Here is a 15,781-nt window from a genome sequence, read left to right on the forward strand (position 1 = left end):
TGGCTGCGCCGATGGCGCGCGCCACGGCGTTGCCGCACCCGCGTACGGCGGGAAGGGGACGGGGTGGGGGGTGTCCGCCCGCAGCGGCCGGCACCGGCACAGGGCGCCCCTCGTCGGAAACGGGCGGCCGGACCGAGGACGGACACCCCCCCAACCCCGGCCCCGACCCACAACGCACCACAGGCGCGACACCAGCCACCCACACACCGCAACGGGCCGCCGCAGGCACAAAAAGGGGCGCGGGGAACGGCGCGACCGGCCACAACGACAACCGCAGACGACCAACGACCCCCGGCAACGAAATGACCCCGCCCACCCAGGACGGGGTCATCAGCCAAGCCGGTCAACCCGGTCAAGCCAGCGCAGCGCTACCGCCGCGCCACCCCCTCCGCCCGAGCCGCAGCCGCAACCGCCGCCGTGACGGCCGGAGCCACCCGCTCGTCGAAGGGCGACGGGATGACGTAGTCCGCGGCCAGGTCGTCCCCGACCACCGCCGCCAGCGCCTCAGCCGCCGCGATCTTCATGCCTTCCGTGATCCGCGTGGCCCGCACCTGCAGCGCGCCCGCGAAGATGCCCGGGAACGCCAGCACGTTGTTGATCTGGTTCGGGAAGTCGGACCGACCGGTCGCCACCACCGCCGCGTACTTGTGCGCGATGTCGGGGTGGACCTCCGGGTTCGGGTTGGCCATGGCGAACACGAACGCACCCTCGGCCATGGACGCCACAGCGGCCTCCGGCACCGTGCCGCCGGAGACGCCGATGAACACGTCGGCGCCGGCCAGCGCCTCCTCGAGCGATCCGCTCAGCCCGGCCTTGTTCGTGAACGAGGCCAGCTCCCGCTTCACGGACGTCAGGTCCTCGCGGTCCGCGGACACGACACCCTTGCGGTCGGTGACGGCCACGTCCCCGATCCCGGCCTCGATCAGCATCTTCGCGATGGCCACACCGGCCGCACCCGCGCCGGAGATGACGGCGCGCAGCTGCCCGATCTCCCGCCCGCTCAGCCGCGCGGCGTTCCGCAGCGCCGCCAGCGTCACCACGGCCGTACCGTGCTGGTCGTCGTGGAAGATCGGGATGTCCAGCCGCTCCTGCAGCTTCCGCTCGATCTCGAAGCACCGCGGCGCCGAGATGTCCTCGAGGTTCACACCACCGAAGGACGGCGCGAGGCGCACCACGGTCTCGACGATCTCGTCGACGTCGGTGCAGGCGAGCGCGATCGGCACCGCGTCGACGCCGCCGAACTGCTTGAAGAGGATCGCCTTCCCCTCCATGACCGGAAGGGAGGCTTCGGGGCCGATGTCCCCGAGTCCCAGCACCGCCGTGCCGTCGGTCACCACGGCGACCACGGACGACTTCCAGGTGTAGTCGTTGACAAGGTCCGGCTGCTCCGCGATCGCGGTGCACACGCGCGCGACGCCGGGGGTGTACGCGAGGGACAGGTCGTCCTTGTCACGGATCGGCACGGTGGCCTGCACGGCCATCTTGCCGCCGCGGTGCAGGGCGAACGCAGGATCGAAGGAATCGAGGGGCTCCGCACCGCCCTCCTGATCCGCTTTGCTCTCGCTGCGAGGATTGACGATCTCCGCTGCCACTTTCTCTTTACCCCTTAAGTATTCATGGTTTGAGGGTTTTGTAACCGCCCCTGGTGAGGGGCGGGCGGGCACCGCGTACGGCCCGGTTTGACTGATGCGTACGGGCACCTACGCGACGGGCGCGCCGCACACGCGCCCTGAGCCCCGGATGAGGGGTGTAAAGAACCTTCTTACCCGACGGACGGTGTCGCCGACGAGTCGATACCGCGAAGGTCACACGTCAGCCGCATGGCGCGACTTCGCTGATGGCCGAATATGCGGACAAGGTCTGGACAAATGCTCAACCCGCACTCAAACGGACACGATCACGCCGAGGCGGGCGCCCGCATGGTGAGATGGACCGAAGATCTTCCGGCCGGAAGCCCAGATTCCCGCAGAAGGTGCGCCGTGATGTACCGGACTGGTGCGGTTCGGGTGTCGCCCGTTATCCGATTTTGACATGGCGAGTCACCTGAATGTCGGAGTCCGAATGGCAAGATGCCGTAATCACACGAGGTCGCGACACTCGAAGGTGTGTGTTCTCGTCGACCCATCGGCATTGCCGTCAACCATCGGCACCATCCATCCCGCCGGAGGAACCCACGATGACCGCAAGCTCCACCCGTCGTACGACCGCCGCGCACTCACGGCTAGCAGCGGTCGGTGCGATCGCGGTCGCAGGCGCACTGCTGCTCACCGGCTGTGGTGACCAGACCAAGAAGGACACCGGTTCCCAGAGCAGCGGCGGGGCCTCCACCACCAACGCCCCGCTCGCCGATCTGCTCCCCAAGGCCGTCCGTGACAAGGGTGTCATCAAGGTCGGCTCGGACATCGCGTACGCGCCGGTGGAGTTCCGGGACAGCTCCGGCAACACGGCCGGCATCGACCCGGACATCGCCGACGCCCTGGGCAAGCAGCTCGGCGTGAAGTTCGAGTTCCAGAACGGCACCTTCGACACCCTGATCACCGGTCTGCGCTCCAAGCGCTACGACATCGCCATGTCCGCGATGACCGACACCAAGGACCGCCAGCAGGGCATCGACTCCGACACCGGCAAGAAGGTCGGCGAGGGCGTGGACTTCGTCGACTACTTCACCGCCGGTGTCTCGATCTACACCCAGAAGGGCAAGGACCAGGGCATCAAGTCCTGGGCCGACCTGTGCGGCAAGAAGATCGTGGTGCAGCGCGGCACGACCTCCGAGGACCTCGCCAAGGGCGAGGCGAAGAAGTGCCCGGCCGGCAAGACCCTGTCGATCGAGGCCTTCGACACCGACCAGCAGGCCCAGACCCGCCTGCGCGCGGGCGGCGCCAACGCCGGCTCCTCCGACTTCCCGGTCGCCGCGTACGCGGTGAAGACCTCCGGCGGTGGCAACGACTTCCAGATCGTCGGCGGCCAGGTCGAGGCCGCCCCGTACGGCATCGCCGTCGCCAAGGCCAACACGCAGGTGCGCGACGCCCTGAAGACCGCGCTGGACGCGATCATCAAGAACGGCGATTACAACAAGATCCTCCAGAAGTGGGGCGTCACGGCCGGCGCCGTGAAGCAGGCCACCGTCAACGGCGGCAAGTGACCGCTCGATTCCTGCGGGCACTGAAAGGCAGCACCCGTGACTGTTGACATAGACAAGACGACGGAACCGGCGGCCACCCCGCCGGCCGGCCCGGAGGCCATCAAGGCCATCCCGGTCCGTCACTACGGGCGGTACATCTCGGCCGTCATCGCAGTCGCCCTGCTGGGCGGCATCGTCTACGCGTTCTCCCAGGGCAAGATCAACTGGGGCGCGATCCCGGACTACTTCTTCAACCACCGTGTGCTCACCGGCGTGGGCAACACTCTGCTGCTGACCATCCTCTCGATGCTCATCGGCGTGGTCGGCGGCATCGTGCTCGCGGTGATGCGGCTGTCGAAGAACCCGGTGACCTCGTCGATCGCGTGGTTCTACATCTGGTTCTTCCGGGGCACCCCGGTCCTGGTCCAGCTGATCGTCTGGTTCAACCTGGGTCTGGTCTTCGAGTACATCAACCTCGGGCCGATCTACAAGGACGAGTGGTCGGACTTCATGACCCCGTTCCTGACCGCGCTGCTCGGCCTCGGCCTCAACGAGGCCGCGTACATGGCGGAGATCTGCCGCGCCGGTCTGCTCGCGGTCGACGAGGGCCAGACGGAGGCGGCGCACGCGCTGGGCATGAGCCACAGCAAGACGCTGCGCCGGATCGTGATCCCGCAGGCGATGCGCGTGATCGTGCCGCCGACGGGCAACGAGGTCATCAACATGCTGAAGACGACCTCGCTGGTCTCGGTCGTCCAGTACTCCGAGTTGTTGCGCGTCGCGCAAGACATCGGCCAGACCTCAGGCGCCCCGGCCGAGATGCTGTTCCTGGCCGCCGCCTGGTACCTGCTGCTGACCTCGGTGTTCAGCGTGGGCCAGTACTACCTGGAGCGTTACTACGCCCGCGGCTCCAGCCGCCAGCTGCCGGCCACGCCGTGGCAGAAGGTCAAGGCGAACGTGCTCTCCCTGTCCGGCCGGAAGGGAGCCACGGCATGACCGAGAAGATCGCGAAGACCGACAAGGCCAACGAGACGGTGAAGACCGACAAGGCGGACGCCGCCCCCAAGAAATCCATCGTCCCGATGGTGAAGGCCGAAGGCGTCCACAAGAACTTCGGCGCGCTCGAGGTGCTCAAGGGCATCAACCTCGAGGTCAAGCAGGGCGAGGTGTTCTGCCTGATCGGCCCGTCCGGCTCGGGCAAGTCGACCTTCCTGCGGTGCATCAACCACCTCGAGAAGGTCAACGCCGGCCGGCTCTACGTCGACGGCGAGCTGGTCGGCTACCGCCAGAAGGGCGACAAGCTGTACGAGCTGAAGGACAGCGAGGTCGCGCGCAAGCGCCGGGACATCGGCATGGTGTTCCAGCGGTTCAACCTCTTCCCGCACATGACGGCCGTCGAGAACGTCATGGAAGCGCCGATGCAGGTCAAGGGCGCCGGCAAGACACAGGCGCGGGAGCGCGCCCTGCAGCTGCTGGAGCGCGTGGGCCTGGCCGACAAGGCGCGCAGCTACCCCTCGCAGCTCTCCGGCGGCCAGCAGCAGCGGGTGGCGATCGCCCGGGCGCTGGCGATGGACCCGAAGCTGATGCTGTTCGACGAGCCGACCTCGGCGCTGGACCCCGAGCTCGTGGGTGACGTCCTCGACGTCATGCGGGACCTGGCCGAGTCGGGCATGACGATGGTCGTCGTCACGCACGAGATGGGCTTCGCCCGCGAGGTGGGCGACAGCCTGGTCTTCATGGACGGTGGTGTGGTGGTCGAGTCCGGCCACCCGCGCGACGTCCTGACCAACCCGCAGCACGACCGGACGAAGTCCTTCCTGTCCAAGGTGCTGTAGGCGAGGTGCTGTAGGCGCGCATGCGCGAGGGGCGGTACGGCCTGGCCGTACCGCCCCTCGGCGTCTCCCGGCTACGGGCGCATGGCCTGATCCGTGCGGGCGCGGCGCCGGATCCCCTCGTCCGCGTTGATCCTGGGCGTGCCGTCGTCGATCATGTGGTCCGCGTCGAGGAAGACGCCGCCGCGCCGGACGAGGCTGCCGCCAGAAGGCCGGCAGGGGCCGGCGCAGCCGGGATCTCGGCCGCCCGGCCGGCGAGCCGGTGTCCGTCATCGCCGCCCCTCCGTCCGGGATGACCGTAATACCCTGTAACCACGACCGGCTGTTACCCGACCGCACCCACGACCATAGAGCGCCTTCGTAAGGACTACAGGTGGAACTGGCCTATTACTCGGATTACGCCGTACGGCTCGTGAACAGCGAGGAACCGGCCCGCGGCAAGGACTGCCTGACCTCGGTGGAGGCCGTCCGGGAGCTGTTCGGCGTCAACCAGTCGGCGGCCCGCCGGGCCACCGACGCGGACGTCACCCGGTTCCGCTCGGTACGGGCGCGGCTGCGCGCGGTCTTCGAGGCCGCCGACGAGGGCGACGAGACCCGTGCGGTGGACCTGCTGAACGCGCTGCTGCTGGAGTTCCCGGTCAGCCCCCAGGTCTCCGGCCACGACCACCGCGACGACGACGGCCGCCCGCTGTGGCACATGCATCTGGCCGACCACCCGTCCAACGCGACGGCCGGCTACGCCGCCATCGCCGCGATGGGCCTGGCGTTCCACCTGACGGAGTACGGCGTGGACCGCCTGGGCCTGTGCGAGGCCGCGCCCTGCCGCAACGCCTTCCTGGACACCTCGACCAACCGCTCCCGGCGCTACTGCTCCGACCGCTGCGCCACCCGCGCCAACGTCGCCGCCTACCGGGCCCGCAAGCGCCTGGAGGCCGACCGGTCGGCGAACACGGGCCTGGCGGCCGACACCGCCCAGCGCACCACGGCCAGCGGCGAACGCTGATCCGGCTCGGGCGGGCGGCGGAAGCGGAACAGCACCCGGCCCACGATCAGCTCGTCCGGTACGACGCCGAAGTCCTCGCTGTCGGTGGTCGTGCCGAAGGCGTTGTCGGCGAGCACCCACCAGCCGCCCTCACGGCGCTCGGCCGCGCGCTTGACCACCAGCAGGTTCTGCTGCAGCGGATGGCGCAGGACGATGATGTGGCCCGGGCGGACCCGGCTCCCGTACCGCACCAGCAGCTGGTCGCCGTGGTACAGCGTCGGCACCATCGACGGGCCCGTGACCTCCACCCAGCCGAAGGGCGGTTCGGCGCCCCTGCCCTGCTCGGTGCCCTGCGACAGCTCCGGCATCACCCGTACCTCCCCGGTCCGATCGTCCACCAGTCCCAGTCTGACCCTGGACTTTTGTCCTAAGCCCAAGGGGGCACCCGCGAAAACCCGTGCCACAGGGAGTAATGTCCCACCTGAGAAGACGATCACGAGGAAGGAATGCTCCATGCTTTCCCGCCTGTTTGCCCCCAAGGTCAAGGTCAGCGCGCACTGCGACCTGCCCTGCGGCGTGTACGACCCGGCCCAGGCCCGCATCGAGGCGGAGTCGGTGAAGGCCGTGCAGGAGAAGATGGCCGGCAACGACGACCCGCACTTCCAGGCTCGTGCCACGGTCATCAAGGAGCAGCGCGCCGAGCTCGCGAAGCATCACGTCTCCGTGCTGTGGAGCGACTACTTCAAGGCCCCGCACTTCGAGAAGTACCCGCAGCTGCACCAGCTGGTCAACGACACCCTGAAGGCCCTGTCGGCCGCCAAGGCCTCCACCGACCCGAAGACCGGTGAGAAGGCCCTGGAGCTGATCGCCGAGATCGACAAGATCTTCTGGGAGACCAAGAAGGCCTGATCTTTCTTACGCCTTCTGACCTGCGGTCGTTTCGGCCGCAGCGTCTCCTGCCCGCACCCGGTCCGCAGCGCGCCGCACAGGCGCCCTGACGGCCCGGGTGCGGTCTTTTTTCATCACGGCGCTCACGAAGTGCCCGCTCACGCCGAGCGGTGCCACTCCGCCCGGCTCACGGGGTGGGCGAAGGGGCGGCCCGTGGCGTAGCGCTCCAGTTCGTCCGCCGCGGCCGCGGCCATGCGGTGCAGCTCGTTGCCGAGGGAGCCCGCGATGTGCGGGGTCAGGAGCACGTTGGGCAGGTCGTAGAGCGGGGAGTCGGGAGGCAGGACCTCCGGCACGGTCACGTCGAGGACCGCGTCGAGGCGGCCCGCGGTCAGCTCCTCGGTCAGCGCGTCCTGGTCGACGAGGGAGCCGCGGGAGGTGTTGATGAGCGTGGCGCCGGTGTGCATGAGCGCCAGCCGGTCCGCGTCGATCAGGTGCCGGGTCTCGGGCAGTTCCGGGGCGTGCACGCTGACCACGTCCGACGCGGCGCACAGCTCGTCGAGGCCGACCGCCCGCGCACCCAGCGCCCTGGCCTCGGCGGGCGGGACGTAGGGGTCGTACAGGAGGATGTCCAGGTCGTGCGGGCGCAGCAGGTCCAGGACGCGGCGGCCGATGCGGGAGGCGCCGACGATGCCGACCGTACGGCGGTGGTTGCCGGCCTGTGCGTAGGCGCCCTGCCAGTCGTGCGGGGCGCGGCGGCGCCGGTAGTCGTCGCGGATGCGCAGGAGCTGTTTGCCCGCGAGCAGGATCAGGGCGACGGTGTACTCCGCGACCGGCAGGGCGTTCGCCCAGGCCGCGGACGTGACCTGGAGGCCGCGTTGCCAGCAGGCCTCGGTGATGTGGTGCTTGACGGAGCCGGCCGCGTGGACGACCGCCCGCAGCCGGGGAGCCTCGGCCAGCACCTCCGCCGTCAGCGGCGGGCAGCCCCAGCTGCTGACGATGACCTCGGTGTCCCGGAGCACGGCCGCCGCCCGGGGTTCGGTGAAGTCCTCGACGACCAGCTTGGGGTCGAGGTCCGCGAGGTCGGTCAGCCGGGTCAGGGTCGGTGGGTCGATGAGCTTGGCCGCCAGGTCGGCGTGCATGGCGAGCAGGGCTCGCGGGCGGCGGCGGTCCGGGAAGAAGGTCACTTGACGGCCCCCGCGGTCAGGCCCGCCTTCCAGAACCGCTGCAGCGCCACGAAGGCGACGACGAGCGGGATCACGGCGAGCAGGGAACCGGTCACCACGAGCGGGTAGTACTCGGGGAACGAGTGCGTCTGCGTGTTCCAGGCGTACAGGCCGAGGCTGACCGGGAAGAGCTTGGTGTCGGACAGCATCACCAGCGGCAGGAAGAAGTTGTTCCAGATCGCCGTGAACTGGAACAGGCAGATCGTCACGAACCCCGGCATCACCATCCGCAGCCCGATCGACCAGAAGATCCGCAGCTCACCGGCGCCGTCCATGCGCGCGGCCTCCAGCACCTCGCCGGGCACGTATCCGGCGCAGAAGACACGGGCCAGGTACACGCCGAACGGGTTGACCAGGGAGGGCAGGAACACCGCCCAGAACGTGTTGACCAGGCCCGTCTTGGAGGCGAGCAGATACATCGGCAGGGCGAGCGCGGTGGTCGGCACCAGCACGCCGAGCAGCACGAGGCCGAAGAGCTTCTCCTTGCCGGGAAAACGCGAGACGTGGAAGGCGTACCCCGCCGCGACGCAGATCAGCCCGCACAGCAGCGCGCCGGCACCGGCGTACAGCAGGGAGTTGAGGTACCAGCGGAAGTACACGCCGTCGCCGGTCGCTGCGAGGTTCGCGAGGTTGTCGCCGAGGTGCCGGCGCGACGGCGACAGGGTCCGCCCGCCGAGCAGGTCGCCGGTGTTCTTGGCGGCGGCGGTCAGCAGCCACAGCAGCGGGAAGAGGGTGTAGGCGGTGGCCAGCAGCAGGATGCCGTTGACGGCCGCCTTGGACAGCGACCAGGGGCTGCGGCCGGGCGCCGGGGTGTCGTGCGCGGGGGTCTTCAGCGGCTGCGGCCGTACGGGTGCGGCGGTGCTCATGCCTTCGCTCCCTTCGGCTTGGCGCCGCGGCCGCCCGTCAGCCGGGTGACCACGAAGGACAGCACGGCGGCGGCGAGGGCGAGCAGGACGGAGGCCGCCGCGGCGAGTCCGTAGTCGTTGCGTTCGAAGGCCGCGGTGTAGGCGTACATGTTGGGCGTCCAGGTGGTGACGACGCCGGGGGCCGCGCCGTGCAGGATCGTCGGCTCGGTGAACAGCTGGAGCGAGCCGATCACGGTGAACAGGCCGACCATGGCGAGCGAGGGCCGGATCAGCGGGAGTTTGATGCTCAGCGCGGTGCGCAGGGGGCCGGCGCCGTCGACGACCGAGGCTTCCAGCACCTCGCGCGGGATGGCCTGGAGCGCGGCGAAGAAGATGACGAGGTTGTAGCCGGCCCACTCCCACAGCGCGATGTTGACGACCGCCGGGACCGGGTGGCCGAGCAGGTCGGCCTCGATGCCGCCGGAGTTCAGGGCGCCGATCACCGGGCTCACACCGGGCGTGTACAGGTACATCCACACCAGGGCGGCGATGATGCCGGGCACGGCGTGCGGCAGGAACAGCGCCAGCTGGAAGAAGCGCCGGGCACGGGCGAGGGTGGAGTCGAGCAGCAGCGCCAGCAGCAGGGACAGGCCCAGCATGAGCGGGATGTACAGCGCGCAGTACAGCGCCAGGTTGAGGAAGCCGTCGCGGAAGGCGGCGTCGCCGAGGGCGTCGGTGTAGTTGCCGAGGCCGGTGAAGACGCGCCGTACGCCGCCGAAGCCGAGACCGGAGCGGCGCTCGCGGTAGAGGCTCAGGTAGACGGCGTTGCCGATGGGGACGAGCGTGCAGGCGGTGAAGAGCAGGAAGAACGGCAGCAGCAGGACCGCCGGGGCGCCGGGCCTCCCGCGCCGGCGGGCGGGGCGGGAGGCAGGGGCGCTGCCGCGGGGCAGCGTCGGGGCGACCATCAGCCGGTCACCTTGATGCCGCGGTTGCCCAGTTCCTTGGTGGTCGCGGTCTGGGCGCCCGTGACGCTGTCGAAGATGCTGCCCTTGCCGCCCTTGATGCCGGCGAAGGAGTCCTTCAGGGAGTTGTTGGTGACGCCCATGGCCGGGCCCCAGCTCCAGTCGGTTCGAATGGACTTCGCGGCGTCCTGGAAGAGCGTGTAGACGTCCTGCCCGGCGAACAGCGCTCCCTTGAAGGAGCCCTTGGCGACCGGGACGAGCGCGGGCGCGGCCGGGTAGGCGGAGGAGGTGCCACTGGCGATACGGGCCTTGATGCCGGCCTCGGTGGTGGTCGCCCACTCGGCGAACTTCACCGCGGCCTCGGCCTTCTTGCTGTCCTTGGACACGGCGAAGGTGGAGCCGCCGAGCATGCCGCCGGCGGGGTTGCCGTCGGCGGTCGGGATCGGCGCGGCCGCCCACTTGCCGGTCTGGTCCGGCAGCGTGGAGCCGAGCACGCCGGCACCCCAGCTGGCGCCGAGGTAGCCGACGGTCTGCCCCTTCTGCAGGGCGGCGGTCCACTGCTGGGAGAAGGACGGGGCGACGTCGATCAGATCGTCGTCGATCATCTTCTGCCAGTAGTCGGCGGTCTGCCGGGTCGCGGAGTCGGTGAAGTTCACCTTCCAGGAGTCGCCCTCGGTCTTGAACCACTGCGCGCCCGCCTGCCAGGCCATCGCCTCGAAGGTGCTGGGGTCGTCGGGGAAGAAGGTGGCGATACGGGCCTTGGGGTCGGCCTTCTTGATCTTCTCGGCGTCGGCGCGGAACTCGGCCCACGTCTTGGGCGGCGCGGTGATGTGCGCCGTGGCGAAGACGTCCTTGCGGTAGTAGAAGGTCTGCGGCGCGGCGTCCAGCGGCAGCGCCCAGGTCGATCCGCCGAGCGTGGTCAGCTGCACGGCCTGCGGCAGGTACTTGGCTTTGAGGCCGGCGGGGACCAGTGTGCTGATGTCCTTGACGGCGCCCTGGCTGACGAAGTCCGGCAGCTGCGGGTACTCCACGTTGAACACGTCGGGTGCGTTGCCCGCCTTCACCGCGTTGGAGATCTTGGCGTAGCCGCCGGCGTTGCCGGAAGGGATCTCCTGGAACTGCACCTTCACGTCCTGCTGCGCCGCGTTGAAGGCATCCACGACGTCCTTGGTGCCCTTGGCCCAGCCCCAGAACGTGATCGTCACCGGACCGTTCTTGCCGGCGGCGCCGGCGTCCGCGTCCTCGCCCGGCCCGCAGGCGGCGAGCGTGGCGAGCGACAGGGCGGTGGCGACGGCGAGGGCGGTGGAGCGGACTCTGCGTGAGGTGGCTCTGGGAGAGGTGGCGGAGGAAGTCATGGGCGCAGCTCCTTGAACGGGGCGGGATCGAGTGACATCCTCAAGCGCCATTTGATCGGAGTCAATACTCTTCGATCAAATGATCTGAAGTGATCAGACAAGCCTGCCGAAGAGCCGTGCCCGGCGCCGCACGGGCCGCACCGTCAGCCGCAGGACGCGCGCACCGTGAGCGTCGGCAGCAGCTCGATCTGGTGCACGGGCAGCGCGTCGCCCTCCTCCAGCCGGCGCAGCAGCAGCCTGAGCGCCTCCGCGCCCACGGCCCGCTTGGGCGGGGCCACCGCGGTCAGCGGCGGGTCGGAGAGGTTGGCGTACACGTCGTCGTACGACACCAGGGCCAGGTCGTCGGGGACGGTCAGGCCGTGGGCGCGCAGCAGCGGCGGCAGCTGGATGGCGTCCTGGTCGTTGTGGACCAGCACGGCCCGCACACCGGAGGCCGCGGCCTCGGCGATCCGCGCGGCCAGCTCCTGATGGGCGCTCGCGGGATGCGCGGCGGCCGGTGTGGGCACGTCGATCACCGGCAGGTCGGCGAGCCCGAGCCCCTCGACCGCCATGGCGTACCCGGCGCGCACCTCGTGCGCGGTGCGGGTGTCGGAACGGGCGGCGAGCAGGACGGACGTATGGCCGCGCTCGGCCAGCCGGCGCAGGGCGAGGAGCACACCGTGGCGGTGGTTCGAGCAGACCGCGTCGAGCCCTGCGGCCGGGCTCGCGGGGGCGGCCCGGCGCTCGACCAGAACGGCCGGGACGGGCAGGCCACCCAGCCAGTCGCTGCCGACGAGGCCTCCCTGAGCCGACCAGTTGGGGGTGAGCAGCAGCCCGTCGACGTCCGACTCCAGCAGCCGCTCCACCTGGGCGTGGTCGCTGTCCGTCTCGTAGGGGGCGATGCCGAGTACCACCCGCGCCCCGGCGGCGGTCGCCGCGGCACTGGCGCCCGCGACGACCTCGTCGAAGTACGACCCGACGGACGGCACCAGCATGCCGATCACCCGCCCCTGCCCACCGGACCCGGCCACCGACGCGCCCGCCGGCAGCGAGACCGCCCCGTGCGTGCGCTCCAGCCGGCCCTCGTCGGCCAGCGCGGCCACATCGCGGCGGACCGTGACGGCGGGGATGCCCAGGCGCTCGGCCAGCTCCACGACCCGGACGGATCCGGCCTCCCGCACCACCTCGAGGATGCGCGTACGGCGTTCCTGCGCCGATGCGGCCATCGGGTCCTCCTGATCCTGGCGCGGTGGCGCCCGTCGCCCTCTGCTTCGGGGGCTCACGACCTCCCGTCCTCACGGTATCCGATCACATCGTGGTCATCTGATCAATTCGCTCATCTCCCGAGAACGCCTCTCACAGGCCCGGCCCGTTGTACGCGCCCCGGTGCGGCTTGGCGGTCGCGGAGACCGGGTTGCCCCAGTAGTCACGGCCGCCGTTGTCCTGGACGACCCCGCCGTTGCCGAGCGCCGGGGAGCCCGCCTTCAGCCGGTAGCCCGCGGCGGAGGTGAGGGTGTCGCCGCCGGTGCCGGGCGCGGTGAACTGCGGGTCGCCGACGATGCCGTTGGCGGTGGGCCGGGGCACGCCCTGGAAGACGTTCCACAGCCAGGAGATCCCGGAGCCGGTGGGCAGCCGCGAGTCGGCGGTCCCGACCCAGATGTTGTTCTCCACCAGAGCGGTGGCGGGCAGTGTGACGTCGAACTTCTTGTCCGGGCAGTAGAAGACGTTGTTGTACATCCGCAGCGCGGACCGGCCGCCCGAGGCGTGGACGATACGGCAGTCGTTCTCGGAGACGTTGTAGCGGATGACCTGCGTCGCCGCGCCGCTGGTGCCGCAGCCGTCGCAGTCGAGGAAGAAGCCGCCGATGTTGTCGCGGCTGAAGTTGTACTGGACCGTGCAGGTGCCGGTGTTGCCCCAGTCGCAGTCGAAGGACTCGCTGTCGAAGACGGACATCCGCGTGATGTCGTGGACGGCGTTGAACTGCATCACCGGGTTGTGGTCGCCGAGCACCCAGATCCCGGCGAAGTTCCCGCCGGAGAACGGATAGACACCGTTGCCGACCCCCGCTGCGGTGTTGTACTGGATCATCGGCGCCTCGGCGTAGCTGACGATGACACCGTCACCGCCGACGTCGGTGATCGTGTTCCGCTCGATCAGCACCCCGGTGCCCTTGAGGGCCATCGAGCCGACCCGGACCTTCACACCCCCGCCGCCGGTGTTGCCGACCGCGTTGTCGTGGACGCGGATGTCGTTCAGCGCGGACCCGGTGCCGCTCGCGCCGGTGACGATGCCGGCGGACTGCACGTAGTCGTCGGTCGTCGGGCTGTTCTTGTTCGTCTGCCCGGCGACCCGGTCGACGACGAGATCACCGATGTCGAAGCCGGAGTGCGCGTGGCCGTCGGTCGCGGAGACACGCAGGCCGGTCCGGCGCGCGAGGGTCGGGGCAGGGTTGGTGATCTTCAACCCCCGGATGATCCAGTGGTCCTGGTCGGTGAAGGAGACGGCGTCGGGCGCGCCGGCGCCGTCGATCACGGGGCGGGCCCCGGACCCGTACGCGGTCAGCGTGACCGGGGCGGCGGCGGTGCCGCTGCCGCGGGGCGTGAGGGTGCCGGTGCAGGTCGTACCGGCGGCCAGGGCGAGGGTGTCGCCGGGGCCGTAGGCGCGGGCGCTTGCCTGGGCGAGGCTGGTGAAGGGGGCGGCCTGGCTGCCGTCGCCCGCGGTGGCCCGCGAACAGTCGACGTAGGTGGTGGTGCCGGCGGCCGACGCGGATACGGCGGGCAGCGCGGCCGTACCCATCACGACGAGCGCGACGACGGCCCGCCGGAGCCGGGCGGGGGTGATCCTCATGACGCGTCCACCTTTCTTGGTGGCTCAGGGGACCGGGACGACGCCCGAAGCTAGGGAGACACACGGATCACGTCAATGGTTATGTATCAAACGATCGCTATTCGCTCAATTATCGATCGACTGATCGGTGGGTCCGGGGCCGGTTCGGCGTGGCATGCTGGCCAGGTGACCCCCGAGGACCTGGTGCGGCTGCGCAGGGCACGCGACCGTATGGACCGCGAGTACGCCGAGCCCCTGGACATCTCCGCGCTCGCCCGTACGGCTCTGATGTCCCCGGGTCACTTCCAGCGCAGCTTCCGCGAGGCCTACGGCGAGACGCCCTACGGCTACCTCATGACCCGCCGGGTCGAGCGCGCCAAGGCGCTGCTGCGGCGCGGGGATCTGAGCGTGACCGAGGTGTGCCTCGCCGTCGGCTGCACCTCCCTGGGCTCGTTCAGCTCCCGGTTCACCCAGCTCGTGGGCATGACACCGACCGCGTACCGGGCCCGTCCGCACGAGGCGGCCGCGCAGATCCCGCCCTGCGTGGTGCGCAGGCTCACGCGACCGCGCCGACCCTAGGGTGACCGTCATGGATGTGAAACTGAAGCAGTGCTTCATCACCGTCGACGACCCCGACAAGGCACTCGCCTTCTACCGGGACGTCCTCGGCCTCGAGCTGCGCAACGACGTGGAGTTCGAGGGACTGCGCTGGCTCACCGTCGGCTCCCCGCTCCAGCCGGACGTGGAGATCGTCCTGGAGCCGCCGGCCGCCGACGCCTCCCCCGCCGACCGGGAGACGCTGACCCGGCTGCTGGCCAAGGGGGTGCTGCGCGGGGTCATCTTCACCACCCCGGACTGCGAGTCCCTGTGCGAGAAGGTCCGCGAGGCCGGCACCGACATCCTCCAGGAACCGATGGACCAGCCCTACGGAGTCCGCGACTGCGCCTTCCGGGACCCGGCGGGCAATCTGCTGCGGTTCATGCAGCGAGCGGAGAGCTGATCATTCCCGCCATGGACCGGCACGTCCGGTGGACCTACGCCTTCGTCGACCGCCCGGCCGAACTCCTGGACCGCGCCTGCGCGTTCTGGACGGCCGCCACCGGCACCCGGCTGTCCGCGGCGCGCGGTGAGCGGGGGGAGTTCACCACCCTGCTCCCGGACGACGGCGCCGACGCGTGCCTGAAGGCGCAGGGGGTCACGGCGGGCCCGGGCGGCGCCCACCTCGACTTCGCCGTGGCCGACGTGCCGGGATTCACGGCGTCGGCGCTGCGGCTGGGCGCACGCGTCGAGGCGGAGCACGAGGGCTGGGCGGTGCTGCGCTCCCCCGCCGGGCAGCTGTTCTGCGCGGTGCCGTGGCACGGCGAGCGCCGGCGCCCGCCCGTCGTCCACGGCAGCCGCCTCGACCAGGTGTGCCTCGATGTGCCGCCCTCGGCCTACGGCGCCGAAGTCGCCTTCTTCGGCGCGCTGCTGCCGCAGTGGACGTCCCGGCCCGGCTCCCGCCCCGAGTTCCATGTGATCGCCCCGCCCGACGGATTGCCGGTCCGCATCCTGCTCCAGCGTCTGGGCGAGGAACGGCCCGCCTCCGCCCACCTCGACATGGCCTGCGCCGACCGGGCGGCGACCCGTGCCCGGCACGAGCAGCTGGGCGCCACCGTCGTCTCCGCAGGCGCCCACTGGACGGTCATGCGGGATCCGGCGGGCGGCCTGTACTGCCTCACGGCCCGCGACCCCGAGACGGGCGGACTGCCCCCTCGGTGACGGGCGGACT

The 15,781-nt window shown here is 70.4% G+C and carries 16 protein-coding genes and 1 pseudogene; 8 read left to right on the forward strand and 9 right to left on the reverse strand.

What is annotated here, in order from left to right; all coding sequences use genetic code 11:
- Positions 1-368 precede the first annotated feature (368 nt).
- Positions 369-1,592 carry an NADP-dependent malic enzyme gene (locus tag AB0J12_RS03965; protein WP_363262582.1) on the reverse strand — a complete coding sequence of 408 codons (1,224 nt, stop codon included), beginning with the start codon at positions 1,590-1,592 and terminating at the stop codon, positions 369-371.
- Between the two features lie 584 nt (positions 1,593-2,176).
- Here AB0J12_RS03965 and AB0J12_RS03970 point away from each other — a divergent pair.
- The 3 genes from AB0J12_RS03970 (at position 2,177) to AB0J12_RS03980 (ending at position 4,956) form a co-directional block, all read left to right on the forward strand.
- Positions 2,177-3,142: an ABC transporter substrate-binding protein gene (locus AB0J12_RS03970; protein WP_363262583.1), complete on the forward strand. Its 966-nt coding sequence runs from the start codon at positions 2,177-2,179 to the stop codon at positions 3,140-3,142.
- Positions 3,143-3,178: 36 nt separating this feature from the next.
- Positions 3,179-4,117 carry an amino acid ABC transporter permease gene (locus AB0J12_RS03975; protein ID WP_363262584.1) on the forward strand — a complete coding sequence of 313 codons (939 nt, stop codon included), beginning with the start codon at positions 3,179-3,181 and terminating at the stop codon, positions 4,115-4,117.
- Positions 4,118-4,194: 77 nt separating this feature from the next.
- On the forward strand, positions 4,195-4,956 hold the full coding sequence (locus AB0J12_RS03980; RefSeq protein WP_363262745.1) for an amino acid ABC transporter ATP-binding protein: 762 nt from the start codon (positions 4,195-4,197) through the stop codon (positions 4,954-4,956).
- Between the two features lie 83 nt (positions 4,957-5,039).
- On the opposite strand, the pseudogene AB0J12_RS03985 reads toward AB0J12_RS03980, so the two are convergent.
- Positions 5,040-5,150, reverse strand: a pseudogene (locus AB0J12_RS03985) (SAM-dependent methyltransferase); the annotation flags it as partial.
- Between the two features lie 176 nt (positions 5,151-5,326).
- On the opposite strand from AB0J12_RS03985, the gene AB0J12_RS03990 reads away from it, so the two are divergent.
- Positions 5,327-5,956, forward strand: a complete 630-nt coding sequence (locus AB0J12_RS03990; RefSeq protein ID WP_363262585.1) for a CGNR zinc finger domain-containing protein — start codon at positions 5,327-5,329, stop codon at positions 5,954-5,956.
- On the opposite strand, the gene sodX is transcribed toward AB0J12_RS03990, so the two are convergent.
- Complete coding sequence (gene sodX, locus AB0J12_RS03995) at positions 5,860-6,303, reverse strand: nickel-type superoxide dismutase maturation protease (protein WP_363262746.1); 444 nt, start codon at positions 6,301-6,303, stop codon at positions 5,860-5,862. The two genes, AB0J12_RS03990 and sodX, sit on opposite strands and share 97 nt — an antisense overlap.
- Before the next feature lie 145 nt (positions 6,304-6,448).
- On the opposite strand from sodX, the gene sodN reads away from it, so the two are divergent.
- Positions 6,449-6,844 carry a superoxide dismutase, Ni gene (gene sodN / locus AB0J12_RS04000; RefSeq protein WP_103781377.1) on the forward strand — a complete coding sequence of 132 codons (396 nt, stop codon included), beginning with the start codon at positions 6,449-6,451 and terminating at the stop codon, positions 6,842-6,844.
- Positions 6,845-6,981: 137 nt separating this feature from the next.
- On the opposite strand, the gene AB0J12_RS04005 is transcribed toward sodN, so the two are convergent.
- From AB0J12_RS04005 to AB0J12_RS04030, 6 genes are all read right to left on the reverse strand, one after another.
- Positions 6,982-7,962 carry a hydroxyacid dehydrogenase gene (locus tag AB0J12_RS04005; RefSeq protein WP_363262747.1) on the reverse strand — a complete coding sequence of 327 codons (981 nt, stop codon included), beginning with the start codon at positions 7,960-7,962 and terminating at the stop codon, positions 6,982-6,984.
- A 41-nt stretch (positions 7,963-8,003) separates the two neighbouring features.
- Positions 8,004-8,912 carry a carbohydrate ABC transporter permease gene (locus tag AB0J12_RS04010; RefSeq protein ID WP_363262586.1) on the reverse strand — a complete coding sequence of 303 codons (909 nt, stop codon included), beginning with the start codon at positions 8,910-8,912 and terminating at the stop codon, positions 8,004-8,006.
- Positions 8,909-9,856 (reverse strand): sugar ABC transporter permease, encoded by a 948-nt coding sequence (locus tag AB0J12_RS04015; protein WP_363262587.1) that lies wholly within the window; start codon positions 9,854-9,856, stop codon positions 8,909-8,911. The genes AB0J12_RS04010 and AB0J12_RS04015 overlap by 4 nt, the downstream gene beginning before the upstream one ends.
- Positions 9,856-11,208 carry a sugar ABC transporter substrate-binding protein gene (locus tag AB0J12_RS04020; protein WP_363262588.1) on the reverse strand — a complete coding sequence of 451 codons (1,353 nt, stop codon included), beginning with the start codon at positions 11,206-11,208 and terminating at the stop codon, positions 9,856-9,858. Before AB0J12_RS04020 ends, AB0J12_RS04015 begins: the two co-directional genes overlap by 1 nt.
- 143 nt (positions 11,209-11,351) lie before the next feature.
- The gene (locus tag AB0J12_RS04025; protein ID WP_363262589.1) at positions 11,352-12,413 is read right to left on the reverse strand and encodes a substrate-binding domain-containing protein; all 1,062 of its coding nucleotides are present in this window, start codon (positions 12,411-12,413) and stop codon (positions 11,352-11,354) included.
- 130 nt (positions 12,414-12,543) lie between these two features.
- Positions 12,544-14,034: a right-handed parallel beta-helix repeat-containing protein gene (locus AB0J12_RS04030; RefSeq protein ID WP_363262590.1), complete on the reverse strand. Its 1,491-nt coding sequence runs from the start codon at positions 14,032-14,034 to the stop codon at positions 12,544-12,546.
- 165 nt (positions 14,035-14,199) lie between these two features.
- Here AB0J12_RS04030 and AB0J12_RS04035 point away from each other — a divergent pair, with 165 nt between their 5' ends.
- The 3 genes from AB0J12_RS04035 to AB0J12_RS04045 are packed head-to-tail and all read left to right on the forward strand — an operon-like array spanning position 14,200 to position 15,771.
- Positions 14,200-14,592, forward strand: coding sequence for a helix-turn-helix transcriptional regulator (locus AB0J12_RS04035; RefSeq protein WP_363262591.1), 393 nt, complete (start codon positions 14,200-14,202; stop codon positions 14,590-14,592).
- Positions 14,593-14,602: 10 nt separating this feature from the next.
- On the forward strand, positions 14,603-15,013 hold the full coding sequence (locus tag AB0J12_RS04040; RefSeq protein ID WP_363262592.1) for a VOC family protein: 411 nt from the start codon (positions 14,603-14,605) through the stop codon (positions 15,011-15,013).
- Positions 15,014-15,024: 11 nt separating this feature from the next.
- On the forward strand, positions 15,025-15,771 hold the full coding sequence (locus AB0J12_RS04045; RefSeq protein ID WP_363262593.1) for a VOC family protein: 747 nt from the start codon (positions 15,025-15,027) through the stop codon (positions 15,769-15,771).
- Positions 15,772-15,781: the final 10 nt, after the last annotated feature.

It is taken from the genome of Streptomyces sp. NPDC049915 (assembly GCF_040656475.1).
Taxonomy (GTDB): Bacteria; Actinomycetota; Actinomycetes; order Streptomycetales; family Streptomycetaceae; genus Streptomyces.